This window comes from Streptomyces sp. NPDC042002, assembly GCF_055588305.1.
Map to the genome: position 1 here is coordinate 30,081 of NZ_JBVJCT010000034.1, position 20,462 is coordinate 50,542.

7 protein-coding genes, 1 tRNA gene and 5 pseudogenes are annotated in these 20,462 nt (G+C 70.5%); 5 read left to right on the forward strand and 8 right to left on the reverse strand.

The window, feature by feature from the left end:
• The first annotated feature begins 70 nt into the window (after positions 1-70).
• The 3 genes from ACZ6KY_RS33410 to ACZ6KY_RS33420 are packed head-to-tail and all read left to right on the forward strand — an operon-like array spanning position 71 to position 12,874.
• Positions 71-535 (forward strand): YbaB/EbfC family nucleoid-associated protein, encoded by a 465-nt coding sequence (locus ACZ6KY_RS33410; RefSeq protein ID WP_469314000.1) that lies wholly within the window; start codon positions 71-73, stop codon positions 533-535.
• A 10-nt stretch (positions 536-545) separates the two neighbouring features.
• On the forward strand, positions 546-896 hold the full coding sequence (locus tag ACZ6KY_RS33415; RefSeq protein ID WP_469314001.1) for a WXG100 family type VII secretion target: 351 nt from the start codon (positions 546-548) through the stop codon (positions 894-896).
• Positions 893-12,874 carry a WXG100-like domain-containing protein gene (locus ACZ6KY_RS33420; RefSeq protein ID WP_469314002.1) on the forward strand — a complete coding sequence of 3,994 codons (11,982 nt, stop codon included), beginning with the start codon at positions 893-895 and terminating at the stop codon, positions 12,872-12,874. The genes ACZ6KY_RS33415 and ACZ6KY_RS33420 overlap by 4 nt, the downstream gene beginning before the upstream one ends.
• A gap of 159 nt (positions 12,875-13,033) precedes the next feature.
• Here the strand turns inward: ACZ6KY_RS33420 and ACZ6KY_RS33425 are convergent.
• From ACZ6KY_RS33425 to ACZ6KY_RS33445, 5 genes and pseudogenes are all read right to left on the reverse strand, one after another.
• A pseudogene (locus tag ACZ6KY_RS33425) lies at positions 13,034-13,818 on the reverse strand (transposase family protein).
• A gap of 129 nt (positions 13,819-13,947) precedes the next feature.
• The gene (locus ACZ6KY_RS33430) at positions 13,948-14,496 is read right to left on the reverse strand and encodes a GNAT family N-acetyltransferase (RefSeq protein ID WP_469314003.1); all 549 of its coding nucleotides are present in this window, start codon (positions 14,494-14,496) and stop codon (positions 13,948-13,950) included.
• Positions 14,497-14,614: 118 nt separating this feature from the next.
• Complete coding sequence (locus tag ACZ6KY_RS33435; RefSeq protein ID WP_469314004.1) at positions 14,615-15,775, reverse strand: hypothetical protein; 1,161 nt, start codon at positions 15,773-15,775, stop codon at positions 14,615-14,617.
• Between the two features lie 231 nt (positions 15,776-16,006).
• Positions 16,007-16,080 (reverse strand) — tRNA-Met (locus ACZ6KY_RS33440).
• Between the two features lie 237 nt (positions 16,081-16,317).
• Positions 16,318-16,416 (reverse strand): annotated as a pseudogene (locus ACZ6KY_RS33445) (HNH endonuclease); the annotation flags it as partial.
• Positions 16,417-16,455: 39 nt separating this feature from the next.
• Between ACZ6KY_RS33445 and ACZ6KY_RS33450 the strand changes: the two are divergent.
• Positions 16,456-16,723, forward strand: a pseudogene (locus tag ACZ6KY_RS33450) (Tn3 family transposase); the annotation flags it as partial.
• 13 nt (positions 16,724-16,736) lie between these two features.
• On the opposite strand, the gene ACZ6KY_RS33455 reads toward ACZ6KY_RS33450, so the two are convergent.
• Both ACZ6KY_RS33455 and ACZ6KY_RS33460 read right to left on the reverse strand, forming a co-directional pair.
• Entirely contained in the window at positions 16,737-17,240 is a 504-nt protein-coding gene (locus ACZ6KY_RS33455; protein WP_469314032.1) for an MFS transporter, read from the reverse strand.
• Positions 17,230-18,074: pseudogene (locus ACZ6KY_RS33460) on the reverse strand (IS5 family transposase). The gene ACZ6KY_RS33455 and the pseudogene ACZ6KY_RS33460 overlap by 11 nt, the downstream one beginning before the upstream one ends.
• 382 nt (positions 18,075-18,456) lie before the next feature.
• On the opposite strand from ACZ6KY_RS33460, the gene ACZ6KY_RS33465 reads away from it, so the two are divergent.
• On the forward strand, positions 18,457-19,134 hold the full coding sequence (locus tag ACZ6KY_RS33465; protein WP_469314005.1) for a hypothetical protein: 678 nt from the start codon (positions 18,457-18,459) through the stop codon (positions 19,132-19,134).
• 800 nt (positions 19,135-19,934) lie between these two features.
• On the opposite strand, the pseudogene ACZ6KY_RS33470 reads toward ACZ6KY_RS33465, so the two are convergent.
• Positions 19,935-20,444, reverse strand: a pseudogene (locus ACZ6KY_RS33470) (IS256 family transposase); the annotation flags it as partial.
• Positions 20,445-20,462: the final 18 nt, after the last annotated feature.

Below are 20,462 nucleotides of genomic sequence, written 5' to 3' on the forward strand. Positions count from 1 at the left end.
ACCGACACCACACCGATGAGGCCGTCCGCTCCGCCAGGGGCGGCCCGGGCGACCCGAGGAGGGGCACAACATGAGCTCTCCGTACGACCAGGAGATCGACGACCTGCTGGCGCTGTACCAGCGCCGGCGTGCGGAGGCAGCCGAGACCCGGCGCAGGATCAACGAGGTCACGGGCACCGCCACCGCCCCCCGGCAGACCGTCAAGGCGACCGTGAGTTCCCAAGGCGACGTCACCGCCATCGAGTTCCCCACCGGTGCCTACCACCGGCTGGCACCCAGGGAGCTCTCCGAGATCCTGCTGGCCACCATCCGACAGGCCCGGGCCGCAGCACTGGAACAGGTGGCCGAACTGACCTCGCTCGCCCTGCCGCCGGGGATCAGCGCCGCCGACCTGCTCCAGGGCCGGGTCGACCCGACCGCGCTGCTGCCCGAGCAGCCGGCAGGCCCCGACCTGGTGCACGAGTACCTCGAACACGGGGTGCCGGAGCGCGCCCGTGCCGTCCGGCAGATCGACGCGGGGGGCTCCGGTGTCTGAGGAGATCTCGGTGGACACCAACGGTCTCCACGAGCAGTCGCCCTACATGCAGAATCTGGCGGCACGCTTCAAGGGTCTGAGCGCCGACCTGCAGGCGCGGCTGGACGGGCTCGGCGAATGCTGGGGCGACGACACCACCGGAAGACAGTTCGTCAGCGAGTACGCCGACCCCAGGGACGGGCTCGTCAAGGGGATCGGCGAATTCGGCCTGGTGATGGACAGCACCGTCGACGGCATCACGACGATGGCCGTCAGGTTCGAGCGGCTGGAGGACGACAACGTCCACTCCCTCCGCGACCTCGGTCTCAGCGGCGACGGCCCGCACATCTCCGGCCCCGAAGGAAGGCCCGGCAAGGAATGAGCATCGACGTGCCGCCCGAGCTGGCCTGGGTCTCGCGCATAGCAGCCGGCCAGGACTGGCCCCGGGGCGACGAGGACAAGCTCAGGACGCTCGGCGACATCTGGGACGAGACCGCCGGCCACCTGGTGTCGTTGGCCGACGAGATCGGTCCGGGAACCCAGGGGGTACTGGACAGTCTGGGCGGCGCGGTGGCCATGCAGTTCCAGTCCTTCACCAGCGCCATGGAGTCCAATCTCCCGCAGATGTCGGACGCGGCGGGGAAACTGGGCGACTACAGCCGGGAGACCGCCGTCCAGGTCGAGTACGCAAAGTACATGATTCTGCTCCAACTCGCCTGGCTGGCCTACGAGATCATCCAGTTCTCGTTCTCCGCGCCGGAGGCGATCCCACCGGCGGTCGCCGGGGCCCGGGCGATCGTGAAGCTGATCGTGCAGCGCCTGCTCAAGTCGGTCGCGACCGGCATCGCGTTCAACGTCGGCATGGACGTACTGGTCCAGACCATCCAGCTGCTCAAGGGCGACCGGACGCACTGGGACGCCAAGAACACCCTGGGGGCCCTGGAGAGCGGTGCCATCGGCGGAGCGGTCGGCGGCTTCATCGGCGGCGCGAGCCACGTGCTGGCCCCGAAGTTCACCGGCAGCCTGCTCGGCAAGGTGACGATCGGCGGGGCGTCCGGCCTGGGCGGCACTGTCGTGACCAACATCGCCCTCGGAGGGGACACCGACTTCGGCGGCGCACTGAGCTCAGGCCTGATCGGCGGCCTGGGAGGACACGGGAGTTCCCCCCGCGACGAACCCGAGGGCGGCAAGGGCGACCTCGACCTGCACCTGCCCGACGTGCACGTGCCGTCGTTCGACGAGCTCGGCAAACCACCGAGCGTCGACTTCGGCGCGGATCTCGGCGCGCACACCGGCAGTGGCACCGGCAGCGAGCTCGGCAACGAGTTCGGGCACCCGTCCACCGCCGACCTCGGCGACGGGCACGGAGCCGGGCTCGGCGACGGCACCACCAGGTCCACCGATCAGAACAGCACGGCCGGCGGCGAGGGCAGCCGCGGCGCGGGTTCGCTCGATGAGCGGCGTGACGGCGCCCCGGCCGGCCGGGAGAGCTCCGGCACCACCGGTGAGGAGTCGGCACACAGCGGTGGCGCGCCGGACACGGCGACCCACTCTCCGCCGGCCGCGACCGGACGACCGTCCGAGCTGCCCGGCTTCGAGTCCTCCCCGACGGCCCGCGCCGGGACCGGCGGTGGGCCCGTCACGGAGAACGAGGGCCTCGGCAGCCGGTCCACGGGCGCATCGGCAGCCGCCGGGTCCGGTGGCACCGCCCGACCGGCCGCACCGGGACAGGGAGCCCCTGCCACCGGCCCCGCCACCCGCTCGGGCACAGGCTCGGGGTCGGGGTCGGGCTCGACCGTGACCGAGTCGGCGCGCCCGTCGGCCCCGCGCGTCAGCACGGAAAGCACGGGGAACACCGCGGGGATGAAGGGCCCGGCCGCTGACGCCGCCGGTCCGACGGGCGGCCGCCCAGGCCCGAGCACGGTCCGCACCTCGACCGACGTCGAGCGCACCACCGTGCCCTCCGACCTCGACTCGCCGGTCGAGCTGCGGGTCAGTTCCATCGGTGAGCTCCCGGCTCCGGAGGATCCGCACCACACGGCCGTCCTGGACCTGCCCGACGTCCCCAGCGGCCCGGACGCCCCGGACGTCCTGCGCACCCTGGACATGCTCGACGACCTGCCCGGCATCCCGCGTGACACCGCCATGGACCCGCTCGACGACCTGCCCGACGTGCCCCCGACCACTGGCGGCGACCACCTCCTCGACCCCACCACACCCTCGCTGCGCTCGCCGAAGGGGCACATCGAGCAGCGCACCGACGAGCTGAACCGGATGGCGCGCAGCAGCGGCATGGCGCCCGAGCAGCGACGGGAGTTCATCCGGGCGGTGCGGGAGGCCACGGCCGCGCACGACTGGCCCGAGGCCACCCGGCAGCTGACCAGCTTCCGCGACCACGTCGAAACGCACTCGCTCCTCCGGCACTACGACAGCTTCCGCGCCCACGTGGACAGCGGCTTCGACCGGCTCGGTGCGCTGGACGTCTCCCGGCCCGAGTGGCAGCGGCGGGTGGACGCGGTCGACGACGCCAGGCGCTCGGGCGACCCCGGTCGGCTGGACACCAGTCTGCGGCAGTACACGGCCTTCATCGAGGACCGGATGCCCCCGGAAGTGCTGCACGGCAGCGACGCACCGCGGCCCTTCGACCCACGGGTCGAGGACGTGAACCGCGCACTGGACACCGCGCAGGACCCGCAGGAGGTCCAGGAACTGCGCGGGCGGCTGGCGGAACTGCGCCAGGACGGCGAACTGCGCCGGCGGCTGCACGCCCTCACCTCCGGCGGCTCGGCGGAGCGCCGGGACGAGACCGTCCTCCACGAGCGGTTCTTCCGAGCCCAGACCCCGCAGGAAGAGGCCCAAGCCCGAGCCGAGTTGACGCACCATCGGGAAGTCGCCGACCTGCAGCGGCAACTGGACCGCCTCCAGGACAACGGCACCGAGCCGCCGTCGGCCACGGACGACCAACTGCGCGACCGCTTCCGGACCCTGCTCGGCGCCGACGACGACCCCGAACTGCGCCGTCAGGTGGACGAAGCGCCCGACCGCCAGGCCGCCCACGACGCACTGAACCACCTGAGCGACCTCCGTGAGCTCCGGCAACGGCTGAACCGACTCCGGAACGACCCCGCGACGCCGTCCGACACCAGCGACGCGGCACTGCACGCCCGTCTGCGGGCCCTGACCGACGAGGACGCCGACCCCCACGAGGCCGAACTGCGGCTGCGGCTCGACAACGCGCCCGACCGCCAGGCCGCCTACGACGCGCTGGGCGACCTGATCACCCACCGCGAACTCCAGCGGCGCTTCGACCGACTCCGGGACGCCCCTGAGACGCCCGCCGACCACGACGACTCGGCACTGCACGCCCGCTTCGACGCCCTGCTCGGCGACCCCCGCGCGTCCGAACTGCACCGACAGGCGCGCGAGGCCACCACCGTCGACGGGAGCCGGCGCGCGCTCGACCTGTTCGACCGGCATCAGCAGCAGCGCGAGACCGACCGGCTGGCCCGGATCGACGCCGCCCGCCACGAGACCGACCGGCTGGCCCGGATCGACGCCGCCCGCCACGAGCTCGACTCGCTTCGCGACGAACGCGACCGACATCTGGCCGACGGCAACGACGACGCGTTCAGCCGGACCACCGAGCAGATCAGCCAGACGCAACGGCGGCTGGACAGCATACGGCCGCTCACCGAGCAGATGCGCGACCTGCACCAGGAGCTGAGCCGCCCGCTGGAGCGCCCCGAGGACGTCCGCCATCTCGACCGCATCACCGACAACGCGGTCTCGGTGCGCGCCCGGACCGAGAGCGGCGACGGCTCCGACCGCACCCCACCGGTCGACGAGAACGGCGGCCATCGTGACACCACGGACACCGACAGCCTCCTCGGCTCGCTGCCGGACGTCCCCGACCGCCCGGCGCCCGACCACGTGACGCCCGATCGTGTGGAGGTACCGGCGCACCCCGGTCCGGTGACGACGCCGCCCGTCGCGTCGCCCACCGGTGACGAGACGCGCAGGGCCCCGGAACCCGGATCGTCACAGGCGCAGTTGACGACGGAGCGACGGCGACGCGCGGCCGTCGACACCACCACCGAGCAGGACTCCCACGACCCGAACGAGACCCCCGGCGCCAGTGGTCTCGACGACCTCGTCACCGGGCGGAACAGCCCTCACGAGACTCATGAGACCGAACGGACCCCCGCCACACAGTACGTTCGCCATGGTGGCGACGACGGCTCCGACGCAAGCACCGGCGACGACCGTCGCTCCAGCGGCAGCGACTCCGGCAGCACCGGCCCCGCCTCGGGCAGTTCCTCCGACGAGTACTTCTCGGCACGCAGCAGGCCGAGCGACATCGAGGACGCGGACGAGAACAGTGACGCACCCGGTCCGGGAGCGGCACCCGGCACCGACGAGCCGGACGGACTTCTCCCGGGACACCCCGGACTGTCGCAGGGGCACGAGTACTCCTCCGACGACGAGTTCTTCTCGGCCACCAGCAGCCTCCGCGACAGCGACCACGAGCATTCCGCCGACGGATCCTCCGACTACGACGGTGACGCGGAGGACGAGGGTGGCCAGACCCGGCCGACGGATAGCCAGGGGTCCAGCAGCCGCACCAGCCGCGCGAGTTCTCCGGGCGTCTCGGCATCGCCGCCCGCCACCCGGTCCAGTGGCGACGGCACCCGTGCCTCGGACGGTTCCCGCAGTCGCCGGGAGTTCGGCTCGGCACAGGCACAGCTGAGCCGGAGACCGGAATCCCAGGAGAGCGACAGCATCGACACGGATACCGAGCAACGGCCGGAGCAGTCCGTTTTCGACCCGCACGCGGTCCCCAGCACCGACGAGTTCGACAGCCTCCTCGCAGAGCCGAACGACCCGATCGAGAACCCGCAGGACGACAACCCGCAGGACGGGCGCGACCCGGGCGGCACCTCCACCGACGAGTCATCCGGCTCCGCGGACAGCGACACCGGCCACAGCCACATCGGCCACGACGAGGACGCGCAGAGCGCCACCGGCCGGACGGCCACCGATCACAGCCACATCGACCGGAGCAGCACCGACCACAGCGACACCAGCGACACCGGAAGCACCGGCTCCCGCAGCGGAACGGCCGCCGACGGCACCGACCGGGACAACCGCTCCGCCGCCGACCGTCGCAGCGAGGCCGACGAGGCCGACACGGAGAGCGTGACGGCACCGCAGGAGAACGAGGCCCCGAATCCGCAGTCCGAGCCGACACCGCCTCCACCGCCCGCCGAGTGGCACCGCGTGTCCCTGGCGGGCATCAAGATCACCAACGAGCCCGGCCCCGCCGCCGTCCGCTCCCGCCTGCACGCCCTGCTCGGCGGCCACGCCGACGAACAACAGGTGAGGCAGCGACTGGACGTGCAGCTGGATCCGGCGAACTTCCGCAAGCAGCACGCCGCGATGGTGAACGGGGGCTGGCGCTTCCCGCTCCGGGTCGGGGAAAAGCCGTACGAGGTGCAGATCTCGGCGACCGTGGGTGCCTGGACTCGCACGGACACGGCCACCGAGTCCGCCGCGCCGGAGGTGGCGAACGACGGCGAGGGATACGAGATCCCGTCCGGGTCCAGCCACGAGCTAGGCATCGCCAAAACCCAACTCGCCTTCAGCGAGGCCGGCCTGGACCTGTCCCCGGGCTACACCGGGTCGATCGACCCGACGGCGACCGCGAACGGCTCTGTGACCATCGCCCTGGGCGGGGCCGGTCACACCACCGAGACATCGACCAAGACCACGGCGACCGGGGCGAACAAGGTCGCCTTCACCGGCCAGGCCGACCGGTACACCTCCACCTTCCGCTACGAGGTCCTGGTCCGCGACGAGGAAGGCACCCCGCTCGGAATCGAATTGACGGAACATCAGGACAGCATCGACGACACGGTGACGGCCGACATCCCTCGGACCGCTGAACCGTCCGGGGCTGACCGTCGGGACTGGGAAGGCTGGGAACCGCCGTCGACGGCGCCGGCCGCCGCACCCGCGACGCGCATGCGCACCGCGCCGGCCACGGGCCAACCGGTGACCGTCACCGGCCTGTCGGCGGCCCGGGACGCGGTGTTCGCCGCCCTTCCCGCCGAGCGGCGACCGGACGGCCTGGCACATCAGGCCATCGTCGACTTCTTCAGCCCGGAGAACGTGGCCAACGGCTTCCAGCACGCATCGAGCTGGGGTCTGGCTTCCCCCGGCCTGACGTTCACGCAGGGGCCGGCCGGCTTCCTGCGGCTGACCCTCGAACCGGAGCGGTCCGAGGTGATCGGCATCGTCGACGGGAAGAACGTGGTGGGCGCCAAGTCGTCGACCGAACAGGCCAGCAACCGGGTGGACAGCAGTAACTGGGCACTGGGTGGCGGCGGTGGCGCCGGCCGGCAGACGTGGCACTCGGCGACGGACGCGGAGAGCGCCTGGTGGGGTGGGACGTTCGGCTACAACCACACACGCACCACCACACACGCGGCGAAGGCCAGGACCACCGTCTCCACCGAGGAAAGCCACGAACGGCCCAGCCCGGCCCAGCTGGTGACGACCAGGGTGCGGTTCCGCGTGGAACTGATCCGGCACCACGTCTCGGTGGGAACGGACGGTCTCCGAGGAAGCAGGAGCAGCCCGATCACCCTGCCGCCCGCCCAGCAGGACCCTCCTCGGGCGACCCCGCCGGACGTCACGCACGCCCCGCGCACGACGGACGACGCGAGCCCACACCTCGTGATCCAGGTGGAAACGCCACAGCCCCCCGAGGTCCTCCGGCTGCTCCCGCGTCCGGACCTGCGACCGGACGTGCAGGCCGAGAGCGCCCCGGACACCGCCGCCGGGTCCACGGCGACGGTGCAGCGGGCCGTCCGGCCCGCGCCCGGCATCGCCGACCTGCGCCACCCGCTGGTCAGGCAGCGCACGTCCTACCTCCAGGTCCCGGGCTCGGCCGAGCTGGTGGAACACATCGTCGGCAGGCTCACCACCCAGGCTCCGGGCCTGCTGCCGCCCTCCCCCGCGGCGGCCCGGCGGATCACCCCACAGGCGTGGACCAACCTGCACCGCCTGCAGCAGCGCCTCTCCCCCGACGCCCTGCGTGCCGGGGCCCGGCAACTGCTCGACGGCACCCTGCGGATCACCCTGGACAGCTCCCACCTGCCGCTGCTCAATGGCCGGACGCACGAGATCGTGATCCGGCTCGATCCGAGGAAGGGGCACCACCTGTACTCGGACACCTCCACGGTCAAGGACATCGTCAGCCGCGCCAGCGGCGTGGACACGGCGGTCGGCCGCGCCGGCAAGCACGTCCTCACCGGCGGCGGCAACGCACGCCGGGCGCTGAACCCGCCCGACACGATCCGCCTCTTCGGCGCGGCCGGCGTGGAGGTCTCACGCGCGAACGCGCACCAGGTCACCACGGGTGCCGAGCGCGAGGTCAAGCGGGAGTTCAGCCAGGAGGGAACGGGTGACGCGTTCGAATACCCGGTCGGCTACCAGGTGCTGATCGGGCTCGCGGACCCGGCGCAGCCCACCCGGACACTGCCGGATCCGCAGGCCGTGGCCGACCCGCGGGTCACATCGATGCCCCTGGAGCAGGGACACCTGGTCCTGGAGGTGCGCCGGCCGGCCGAGGTCGTCCCCGACCGCCCCGCCCAGACCCTCGACCGGCTGCCCCTGCTGCACGTCGTGCGCGACGTCGCCGACGTGGAGCAGTTCCGGGAGCAGGTCGGGCAGACGCTGAACGGCGCCTACCGCAGCAGAGCCGACGGCATCGAGGCCGCGTTCGACCCGCTCCACCGGGACCTTCGCGACGCCCTGGATCTGCTCAGCGACCCCCTGCAACTGCGCGGCGTCATCTCCTCCTCGGTCGGCAGCTGGGCCAACACCGGTGACCTGCACGTCGGTTCGGGCCGACAGCGGGACACCGTCGGACTCTCCCTGCACACCCGGCTGGGCCAACTGCACTACCAGGAGACCCTGTCGGGCAACGGGAAGCTCGCCGTCGAGATCAAGTCCGGAACCTCCGACGCCGTGGCTGACAAGCGCACCACCACCGGCAAGGGCACGGTCGGCGTGGACGGCGGTCTCGTCCCGGAGACCCCGCTGGGCCTCCAGACCTCCCGGTACCAGCTCCGCGGCGGCGTCAAGGCCAAGGGCTCCTACGGGGTGGACGACAACGACTCCGTCAAGGAGAAGATGTCGACCAGCCGCAAGCTCGCTCAGAAGGGGACCTGGCACGTCTACCGGACCGATGCCGAGATCACCCTGCGCGGGCGGCTCACCGGCCCCACCGGCGACGTCACCCACGGCCCCGCCCGCACGAGCACGCACAGCGTCCTCGTCCTGCTCTCCGACGCCGACGTACGAACGCTCACCACCACACAGCGGGACACCACGGCGGACCGGACGGCCATCGCGCCGGCCCGGCGCCGGGCCATGCTCCTCGACGCCCGAGTCGCCGGCGGCGCCGTCGCCGAGATCCGAACCTCCGACGACATCCTGCGCGAGATCGACCGCCAGCTCCGGGCCGACCATGTGCAGGACGGCCCGCCGCTGGCGGCGCTGCACTTCGCGGACACCTTCTCACCCGAGAGCCTTGCCGCGAACTTCGACGACCTGCTCAACAAGGGCATCTTCGACCACCACGCGCACGACGGCCGCTTCGGTCCCACCGTCACCAGGGTTCTGGTCCGGGGCATCGTCCCCGAGGACGGCTGGCGCGACCTGGGGGAGCGCTCCACCGCCGAGACCACCCGCAAGGTGACCTCGGCACGGACCGTCAAGGGCAATGCGGGGGACAGCCGCTCGCTCGGGCTCGACGTCAACGTCCGCCCCTCCTACGGCACACCCCGGGCCGTGACCCACTTCAGCAGCGTCACCTGGGCCCCGGGCGCCGGCGGCGAGCGGAGTCTCAGCCGGGGCAGCGAATCGGGCATCACCACCAAGGTGGAACACAAGACGTCGAAGTTCGGCGGCGGCGTCGCCTTCGGCACCCGCATGACCTTCGAAGTGACGGTCGTCCGCCAGGTCAACGGCCGGTACGTCAACCTCCCCGAGCGTCCCCGGCCCGTCACCCCGGCGTGGGACGTCAAGGTCTGGGTCCCCACATCGATGACCCGGCTGGAGGAGAATCCGCCCCCCTCACCGGGACCTCTCGGAGACCGGACCGACTGGCAGCAATCACTCGACTCGGGTCACGACCTGGTCGGATTCAGCCGGGCCGACGAGCTGCTGGAGAGGGCCACCAGCGTCCTGACCACCATCCGCCCTTGGGGCACCGGCCCGCTGGGCCGGATCGGTGCGGCCGCCTCCTCGCTCCACCGGCAGGGCCGGCAGGTCGTCGGCCCGGCAGCCCGCGTACTCGCGGCCACCAGCGTCCTCGGACCGGTGCTCACGAAGGCCGAGCAGGTCGTCAACTCCTTCCTGGCCGACCCCCGGCTGGACGCGGCCAACCCGTTGGTCATCGAGCGCGGCCTGTCACCCGAGCAGCAGGCCGCGCTCCGCCAGGCACTCTCCCCGCAGTCGCTCGCCGCGGTCTTCCACCGGCTGCAGGCCGGGAGAACAGGAACGGTGACCGGGACGGGCTACCACACCGTCCCGCTCGGTCTCGACGGCCGGACCCACCTCGTGCTGAGTCTGGAGCCCACGAGTGCGGCACAGGTGATCGGCACCCGGACCGGCGGCGAGGACGAACTCACGGGCTCGACCGAGGACGAGTCGGCCACCACCTCCACCGCCGCCTACTCCTGGACCGCCTCGCCGTTCGACGCGCTCGCCCTGACGAACGCTCCGATCGTGAGCATCCCGTTCAACAGTGCCCGGTACGGTCGCAACCAGACGGTGGACCGGCCGGTCCCGGTGACCCGGCCCCCGGGGACCCCCAGCAGGACGCTGCCGCCCGGCGCGGTTCCCCACGACAAGCCGGTGACCGAGCCGGGCAAGGCCAAGGTGTCGGACCCCTCGGTTCTCCTGCGCCAGCAGGTCCGGATCACGGTGCGCCGACACGACCACGAGCCCTACGGCGAGGGCGAGACGGTCACCGGCGACCTGTACTACTGGTCCACCCGACACCACGACACCCCAGCGGAAGCGGAGGCGCCGGCTCCCGCGCCCACCATCGCCGTGGAGCGAGCAGCTCCCGTCTCGCCCGCCCCCGTCCCCATGGAACGGGCGGCCGCTGCGCCGGCCGGGACCCACGTGGACGCCGGCACCGGCACCGGCAGGCAGCATGTCGTGGAGATCCATCTCGATCCGGACGCCATCGAGCTGACCCCCCGCCAGCAGCGCACCGTCACCGACGTCGCCGACCGGGTGGCCGAGCTCGGTGCCCGCAGCGCCGAGGCCGGCGGTAGGCCCCCCGTGGTCACCGTCCACGGCTACGCCGAGGTCCACCGAGGCGGCCTGCCGCACTTCGGGCAGTCGCTCCAGCTCAGCCGGCAACGCGCGCAGAGCGTCGCCGACGCCCTCCAGGCAGGACTGGGCGATCACCCGGTGACGCTGCGGGAGGAGGCATCCGCCCCGGTGCACAGTGAGGGCATCACGGTCCGGGCCCATGCGCACGGCCTGCAGCAGGCCGGACCGGCGGCCGTCGGCGAGCACTCTGCGCGGGCACACGACCGGGTGGTGCTCACCGCCGAGGTGCCCGCACGCCTCGACGCGGACACCCCGCCGCATCCGCCCGGCCCGCAGCACACCGCCGTGCCGGCCCGGGAGGCGGCCACTGCTCGGCACGAGGAGGAGGCATCGGCCGAGGACGGCGCCGAGCACGCGCCGGCCGTGCGACCGCCGGTCACCCGCGAGCAGTGGCAGCACCGCCGCGACACCGCGCCGCCGGCAACGCGCCGCACCGAGCGCTTCCAGGCCTCTCCCGACGCGCTCAGCTCGTGGCGGCCCGGCCTGCTGACCGGTCGCCTCGTCTACGTCCGTCACACCGTCCGCCGGATCCAGGCGGACGACGGCCGGTGGGTGCGCCTGATCTCCTTCCACCTGCCGGTGCGCCCCGGGCCGGGGATGTCGCACGAGCAGCTCCCCGGCTTCCAGGACCGGATCCGCGCCCTGCTCGACGAACGCCTGAACACCGGCCTGCTCCTCCCGCGTTCCGGTGACCAACTGCACTTCGAGGCGACCTTCACGCACGCGCCCGACCATTCCGAGGCGATCACGGTAACCGGGCCGCACGAGTCCCGGACCACCGCTCCGGCACGGGCCAACCAGCACTACCTGGACCTGGAGCACACGGACGTCGACCTGCTCCACGAGCTCCTGCACTACGCAGGTCTGAACGACGAGTATCGGGACCCGGACTCGACCCGCCGCACTCCGACGGCGACCGACGGGCTGATGGGCGGCACCCCGGAGCCTGCCCCCTTCATGCTGCCCCACCGCCATCTCGCCGAGATCGAACGGATCAGCGAGGACGGCACACCGCTGCGCGACCATCCATTGCCCACCGGGGACCGGCGGCCTGCCCCGGTCGCCACCGCGCACGAGACGGGTCCGGACCCGCTGCCACCGGACGAGGCACTCACCCACCCCGCCGCACGCGCCCCGGGAGACGGCGCGGGCTCGAAGCGGCAGCCGGGCGACGACTTCCGCACGCCCCGCCTCAAGAAGGCCTACACGGTGAGCTACGAAGACGAATCGGACTCAGGCAGCGGAGACAGTGATGACGAGCAGATGGCCGGGCCGTCCGACGGGCAGGCCATGCCACCCGTTGCACGGCGGGCGATGAACCAGCCGCACCCCCAGCGCACCCACACCCACGACGACCCGCACACCCCCGAAGCGCCTCCCGCCGCCACCGTGCAGCGCATGCCCACCACCCGCCCGACGGTCAACGCCGGCACCAACGACGAATGGGAAGCCCATAACACCCCCGGCCGCGCCGACGGGATCGTCCTCAGCGGCCACGGCTCCTGGGACCATGCGAACGGCGAGTTCCAGGTCCCCGCAGGCGTCAAGGTGCACACGTACTGCATGCACGGCAACACCGTCCTCGACGCCAACGGAGCCCGCGTGGAGACGGGCGACAGGGACCTGCTGCCCCAACGCGTCCGCGACGGCCGCCACACCATGCCCGACTACACGATCCACGCCCCCAGCGGCCTGGACATCCACGGCTCCCCGGTAGCCATCACCGCCACCAGCGGCGGCTACGACGTTCAACTCGACCCGACCCAGCCCACCACCGTGACGGTCCTCGCCCTGAACGACCGCCAACTGGCGGGCCGTTCCCTCACGTTCACCCACGACATTCGGCTGTCGGCACTCCTGCGCCCGGGCATGGGCAACGTCCACTTCGCGGCGTGCCTGCATCTGGAGATCCCGGGGATGGCGGGCAGGACGCGCAACCAGGCATAGAAATCAAGCTACTTGAGAGGGAGGGGGGCCGATCGGTGCGCAGCGACCACACCCCGGATCAGGCCCTCGTCCCCAGGAGCGCCGCAATACCCACTTCCTGGTTGCTACGGTCCGACCGTGTCTCTGACGGACCTCAGCAACAGTGAGCGTTTTCCAACCTCACGCTGACGCGTGGTGAAGGGCGAGGGCAGTCTTCACGACGTCGGTGATTCGGTTGGTGCTGCAGCGGAGTTTCCGTGGGAGGCGCCAGCCCTTGAGGGTGGCCATGGCCCGCTCGCCAGGGCAACGGGTCTTGGCGTGGGTGGTGGTGTGGCGGCGCTTCCATCTCTTGAGGCGGCGGCCCCGGAATGGTACCCGGACGGGTTCACCGGCCCTCTGGTACGCCTTGTCCGCGCAGTATTTGAGCCCCGCGTCGGCGAGGGCTTCGATGATCCCGTGCTGTCGCGTGGCGGTCAGGTCGTGCGTCGAACCGGGCGGAGCCGGCGAGGCCCGGAGCGGCCGTCCGAACGGATCCGTGAGGATCTGGACGTTCATGTTGTGGCGTTTGTGTTTCCCGGAGTGGTACGGGGTGTCGGCGGCGATGTCCCCCAGCCTTCGGCCGGGAGGTGCCCCCAGTCGATCGGCGGCAGGGTGCCGTCGAGGATGACGGACGCCTTCGCCCGGATCGTCCTCATCGCCTCGGCCAGGGGCGGGGCAGGGGCGGACAGGGTGTCGACGGCTTCACGTATGCAGCGGTGAACGGTCGTGATCCCGATGCCGAATCCGGCGGCGGGTTGGGCGTAGGTGTCACCGCACCGTGGATGGGCCGGGGCGAGCAGGGCCTGACGTGCGGCGGAAAGGCGCCGCCGCCGTGTTCCGATCTCCTGCCGCCCGGCTGTCAGTTGTCCGGTCAGGAACCGCAGGGTGCGGCTGGGCAGATCAATCGAGGACGGGTGGACAAGCACGCGAAGCTCCTGGCAGACACGGGTGATCTTGGTTGAGGACCCGTCTGTCAGGGCTTCGTCGCTGCGCAGGACTGTCCAACTCGCGGTCAACACCACCAGCTTGGAAAAGGCTCACTGCCGAGCACGACCTCAGTCGGACAGCGCGACCGAGGACCACATGCCGAACCACTGCTCGGCGCCCCAATCCTCGTACCGTTGCACCTCGGTGAACCCCAGCTTCGCCGCGAGACGCATCGAGCGCTCGTTGGCAGTTTGGGTGGTGAGCACCACCGGCTCGCCGGGCAGCGCGCCAACGCACCAGTCGAGTGCCGCCGCGCACGCCTCCGCGGCGTACCCGTGTCCCCACGCCCGCGGCAGGAACATGTAGCCGAGCTCGGCCTCCGAGGCCCCGGGGCGGACGTGGATCGGATGCTCCGGGTCGCGCCGGTCGAGCGTGACGATCCCGATCATCGCCCCGTCGAGATCGACCACGAAGAGGCCAGGGCGCCGCTTGGGCGCCTCGGGCACCGCACGCTCGAACTCGTCACGCTGTCGAGGGCCACCGATGTAAGTGCCCACCTCGGGCGAGGTGAACAACTCGATGACCGCCGCACGGTCCCGGGCCTCGGGCTCACGGAGCACGAGCCTTTCGGTCCTGATCGGGGCAGGTGGCCAGGCGACGGGTCCTAACTCAGTCATGCAGCCAGCTAATCAGCAGGCTCGGTAGCGATCAAGGCTCGCGGATCGGTCAACCCGCCTGCCCGGGCCCGTCCTTCTTCTTTCACATCCCCTCCAACGAGCCACAACCCGCACTGCTTCACCCTGCGGGTTTAAGGATGGGATCTGACGTCAATTCTCGTGAACATCCACGGCCCCGCCGATCGTCCATCGCCACCCAAACCGATGGACAAACGCTGCTGCTTGAAGTGAACGAAGCCACACCGCCCAGGAGCGGTGGGCTGGCCTCTGACCGCAGGCGGCTGGCGGTGGCGGGGCGAGCTGCTGGACCGGGCGGACATGCCCGTGGCACGGTACGGCAGTGGACCCGCACCTGACACAGCACGGGATGGGACTGCCGCCGCCCGCGGGCCGCAGGTTCACGCAAGTCTCCGTCGACTGCGCGTGATTCAGCGCTGGCGGCTGAACGGCCACCAGCTCCGGCGCGTGCGGCAGGGCGGGGCAGCCGGCCGTGGTGGTGCCGGAGGCCGCGGCGGCACGGGCGGGTGTGCCGGGGCCGCGGGTCCAGGAGGCCGGCGTGTTCGGACCGGATGCGTACGGTGAAGCCGCGCCCGTCGGCGAGCCGGAGGACCGGCCGGTCCTGGCTGTCCTGCTCGACAGCGGTGACACGACCGTAGACGGCTACGGGGTGCTCGGGCTTCGACCCGCCGGTCAGACGCGCATACAGCCGGGCATGGTCGCCGGATGCGGGGCCGTGGCAGAACTCGCCCCAGCCCACCGCCGTTGTCTCGCCGGGGCGGCGCACCCTGAACTGGGCGACCACGTCGGCGTCGTAGTCGTGCTTCTGCAGGAACCGGGCGATGACGACCGCGCTGTTGATCAAAGGGGGCAGCAGCGGCCGCACCGTGGAGATGTTCACGCCGAACCGGTCGCCGGGGCCGACGGGGCCGGTGTCGACGGCGGGGGTGGTGGCGCCGATCTGGCCCAGGTCGTCGGGCAGCAGCAGGTGCAGTTCGTCGCCTTCGATGACGGCCATGCCCTGGGAGCCGTGCGCGATGTTCTGCAGGACTTCGGTGGGGTTGAGGGGGCATACGTCCTCGTGCTGCCGGTCCCGGGCAAGCCGGAACAGCGCGGCCCGGGGAGCGCGGCCCACCGTGGTGCGCTGGGACACCACCGGCGTCATGCAGAACGCGCAGATCAAGGGGACCTTCTGGCGGCGCCACCAGGGTTCGTCGTCGATCGCGTGCGCGAAGACCTTCTCGCCGACTGTGCCGTCCTGGTACAGGCGTGCCTTCTCCAACGCCTCCAACCCCCTTGATCCACAAGGCTTCAGGGGACCACGAATGCCGGGTGTGTGGAAAGACGGGCTACGGCCAGCAGGCGATCCGTAGGCGCCTGCCCGGGCAACAGCACGACGCCTCGGGCCGACGGCGTAGTTCGGGCCGTCCGGCGCGCATACTGCAACGCTGCGCGCCCCGGGGCCGGACACGCCTGAGGGGCCGGCACATTGTGCCGGCCCCTCAGATTTCAGTAGCGGGGACAGGATTTGAACCTGCGACCTCTGGGTTATGAGCCCAGCGAGCTACCGAGCTGCTCCACCCCGCGTCGATTGCTCCATCCTACGCCAACTGTCCCCACACCAAAACCATGATCGACAGTCTGCCGCGAGGGCGCTGGCGAACACGGCTGTGGCTGCACCAAAGGTCGGGTTCCGCCGCGGAGGCCAATCGCTTCAGCCGCGAGTGTGACGCCGTGTGACAGCCCTGCCCGAGCCCCGGCCGAGGACCTCGGGCCGCACGGACTGGGGTGCGGGGGTCAGCGGGCGAGGACGACGGCGATGCGGTCCTGGTTGGCCTTGCTGCGGTTGCTGGCGGCGGAGACCGCGATGAGGGCGCGGTCGTCACCCAGATCGTTGGCGTAGGCCTCGCGTTCCTTCGAAGAACGCCACGGTGGCGCGCTACCTCGCAGCCGGCCTCCGTGTTGGGTGCGGCGTTCGCCGAGTACGGGCGGGTCGACACGACGATGCACCTGCTGACGGTGGTGGACCCGGGTCGACGATACCTACCGCCGGACGATGAACCGGCAGCTCACGGTGCAGGAGCCGTGGCACACTCTGGCCACCCTGTGCCACGGCAAACGCGGCCAGATCCATCAGGTGTACCGCGAGGGGCAGGAGGACCAGCTCCGATCACGGCTTGGTCCTGAACGCCGTGGCGTGTGGAACTCCCGCTACTTGAACGCCGCGGTCGACGGGGGATCGACTATGGGGTGCTGTCAGCGGTGGCCTTCGCCGGTTCGGTGTCGACGTTGCGGCGCCGCTCGGGTCGGGTGAGCAGGTAGGCGGACGACAGGGCAGCCAGGCTCGCGATGGCCAGCAGGAGGATCCAGTAGTCGATGACGGCAATCAGTGCGGCGCCTGTGGCGATCGCGATTGTCTGCAGAATGGAGAGTGCCACGTTGAGTGCTGCATCCGTCCTGCCCATCAGCTCTGGTGGTGTGCGTCGCTGAAAGAGGGTCATGATGCCGACGGTGATCCACGGCAGGCTTGAGCCGATGAGTGCGACGCCCACGAGCACGGCTGGCGTCGAGGATGCTGTCAGCAGCAGGAACCCGACCGTGGCGCCGGCCAGGCCCAGGGCGACGAGGAGGCCTTCACTGAGGCGACGCATCAGCGGGGCCGCCGTGACGCCGGAGGCGACCGCGCCGACTCCCTGCGCTGAGATTAGAGGACGTCCCGATTGATTGAGCGATAATTCATGGATTATGCCAAGTTATGGGCGTTTCGCCGGTTGCTCGTTTTGCGAGGTTCGAGATCATCGCGATTCGGATCACGCTCTCCGAGTGGGCGGGTTTGGCCTCGTAGTCGCGGGCGAGTCGGCGGTGCATCATGATCCAACCGAAACTTCGTTCTACGACCCACCGCCTCGGGACCACTGAGAACCCCTTGACCTGGGTGTTCCTCGGGACGACGTCGACGTCGATGCCGAGAGTGGCGCCGTGTTCGATGGCCTGGGTCTTGTAGCCGGTGTCGACCCAGGCCTTGGTGATCGTGGGGTGGTCGGCGGCGATCCGGGTGAGGAGCTGTTTGCCGGCCTCATTGTCGGAGATGTTGGCGGCAGTCACCATGACCAGGAGTAATAGGCCGAGGGTGTCGACGACGATGCTGCGTTTGCGGCCCACGATCTTCTTGCCGGCATCGGTTCCCTGGCTGTCGGTGGGGACGCTGGGGGCGGTCTTGACGCTTTGGGCGTCGATGGCGCAGGCGGTGGGCTCGGCGGTGCGTCCTTCCTGCTCACGGACCATCCGGTGCAGGCGGACGCCGAGTTTCTCGATGGTGCCGTCGGCTGTCCAGTCGGTGAAGTAGCTGAATACGGTGGTGTGTGGCGGGAAATCGTGCGGAAGGTAGCGCCAGGGGACGCCGGTCCGGTTGAGGAAGAGGATCGCGTTCATCACTTCGCGCAGGCCAGTGACCTTGCCGCCGAGGTTGAGCGAGGTCTTCTGCCGCTCGGCCCGCCAGGCCGTCAGGTCGGTTCCATCAGGGCCCAGCGGGCGTCGGACAGATCGCTCAGGTAGGGCTCGCGTTGCTTCGAAGAGGTCATGAGGATACTGACGCACGAGGTGTCCAGCCGGGCATATCGCTCGATCGGGCGAGGCAAAAGCGGCGTTCACGCCCGTATTCAAACCGGACAGGAGCTCTCGGTGAGAATCGGGGCAAAATGCAAGGTCATGTCCGCCTCGGCTGGTGCGACATACTGCTTGTTCTGCCTGTATAAGGCCAATCCTGGCGGGTATTAAACCCTCTGAAATAGTCGCAAAGGTAATGCGGACGTCCTCTGAGACTTCACCGCTGCGTCGATACCCTCGGCGTACGCGTCGGAGAAGGTTGTGCTCGCCTGTGGCGTTCGCCGCCCAGATCGTCTTACGGGGTGGTGCCACGAGCGGCGGGGCTTGATTCCCAGCGTGAGCGGTGAAGATTCACTCATGACAGACGATCAGGAGCGATTCCCCCTGTGGACGCCTCCCCAGCCGATCAAACTCCCCGGTACAGGCGCGATCGACTACTGCGTGGCCAACGACGGATCGCAGCGGCCCAAGGGCACCCGCCGGCGCAGCCAGCGCGACAGCCGGTACGTGACCACCTGCCAGGAGGGCGCCCTCGGGCAGGTGGACTGGATCGAGTCCCGGTCGCCCGCGGTCACCACCACCGTTCGATCCCCGCAGACCGGGACGCTGGACTCGAAGGGCGACAACGGCAACATCTCCAGCGTCGGCGCCGTCCTGACCGTGGAAGTGTCCTGGGGTCAGGAATTCCAGGAAGCCACCGTCCGCTACGACGCCGAGTGCTGGTTCTGGGACGCCATCATGTGGCACCGCGAGGGAGAAGGCCTGTCCGAGGAGTTCAAACCGGTCATCGACGGGACGATCGCCCTCAGCCAGGACCAGAACGTCCTGCAGAGCCACGCCTTCCACGCCGGTACGGGATCAGATTCCTACCTGTGCACCGTCACACGCACCTACACCAACCTGCAGCCCGGCACCTACCAGGTCGAGATCACCGGAACCAAGACCAAGGGCAGACGCACCACCGACGGCAAAACCCGCACCGGCAAGGACCGAGTCGTGCTCCAGAAACACACCGCCACGTTCACCACCGGCTGACCCGGCTGCGCGGCACATCCGCCACTCCCGACACCGAACGAACACCGCGCCCGCGTGCGCGTCACCGAAGACGACACTGGTGTTCGGGCAGTCCTCGGCCACCCCGAGCAGGGCCTGGCGCTCGGCGTCGTCGGCGGCAAGGTTCCAGCGCAGCTTCGTCGCCGTCCACTGGGCGACGTACTCGCAGTGGCAACCGCCAGCCAGCGGCGGCCACTGCGCAGGGTCCTTGTCGGCCTTGGACCGGTTCGACTTCGCGGTCACCGCAATCGGCGTCAGCGGGGATACCTGGTCGTTCGCGTACGCCTCACGCCGGGCCGCATCCCACGCGAAGCCACCAGCTGGCGGGGAGCGTCATTCGGAACGTGCGGTATTCAACCCGGTGCACGGTTGCGGGTCCTCGGAGCAGATGTTCGGTGCGCTTGCGGCGCCCAGCGTCAGCCATGGGCTGTTCTGATCTCGGCTGAGTGGAGCCCACTCGATGGGCTCCACCCGGTGTCGGACATCGTGCACGGCCTTGGCCGCAGACTGCTCATCCAGCCCGCAGTGTCCGGTTCTGCCCCTTGACCGCCTCTCGCCCAGACGGTTCGTCCGTGGCCGACGCCACACCGGCTTGCTGGCCCCAGCCCGAGCTACGGACGGGCCACCGTCCGGGGCCACCCCGCCGGGCACACTGTCAGCGGCCTGACTGGGTGATCCCCTCCGCGACCTGCCCGACCACATCGACGGCCCCGTGTCCAAAAGCGGGCGGGTGTTTCTTGACCAAAAACATATGGACCTTCGCGTGATCGCTGATCCCGGCTCGCGTTGATGGCGTTCGTCGAGCAGATGACGGTGCGGATCTCGACGTCAAAGGAGAGGAAGGGCACGAACTCGGCCCAGGCGCTTTCCCAGAGGCGGACGATCACCGGGTACTTCTTGCCCCAGGTCTCGGCGGATTCCAGGAACCGTGCCGTGGCCGCGTCCTCGGTCGGCGCGGTGCAGACGGGCTTGAGCGCCTTGGCGATCTTGTCCCAGTCCGCACGCGAGGCGTATCGGAAGCTGTTGCGCAGGAGGTGGACAATGCACGTCTGCACGACGGTGCGGGGCCAGACGGTCTCGACCGCGTCGGGGAGGCCCTTGAGCCCGTCGCAGACCAGCATCAGCACATCGTCCAGGCCGCGGTTCTTCAGCTCGGTGAACACCTGCAGCCAGTACTTCGCGCCCTCTCCGCCATCGCCGGCCCAGATGCCGAGGATGTCCCGGGTGCCCTCGACGGTGACGGCCATGACGACATAGATGGGCCGGTTCGCGACCTTCCCGTCCCTGATCTTGGTTCTGTCGACGATCTT

Bases quoted from the DNA above. Each gene is read 5' to 3' on its own strand.
- ACZ6KY_RS33410 (WP_469314000.1), top strand. From the start codon at position 71: ATGAGCTCTCCGTACGACCAGGAGATCGACGACCTGCTGGCGCTGTAC.
- ACZ6KY_RS33465 (WP_469314005.1), top strand. From the start codon at position 18,457: ATGACAGACGATCAGGAGCGATTCCCCCTGTGGACGCCTCCCCAGCCG.
- ACZ6KY_RS33420 (WP_469314002.1), top strand. From the start codon at position 893: ATGAGCATCGACGTGCCGCCCGAGCTGGCCTGGGTCTCGCGCATAGCA.
- ACZ6KY_RS33430 (WP_469314003.1), bottom strand. From the start codon at position 14,496: ATGACTGAGTTAGGACCCGTCGCCTGGCCACCTGCCCCGATCAGGACC.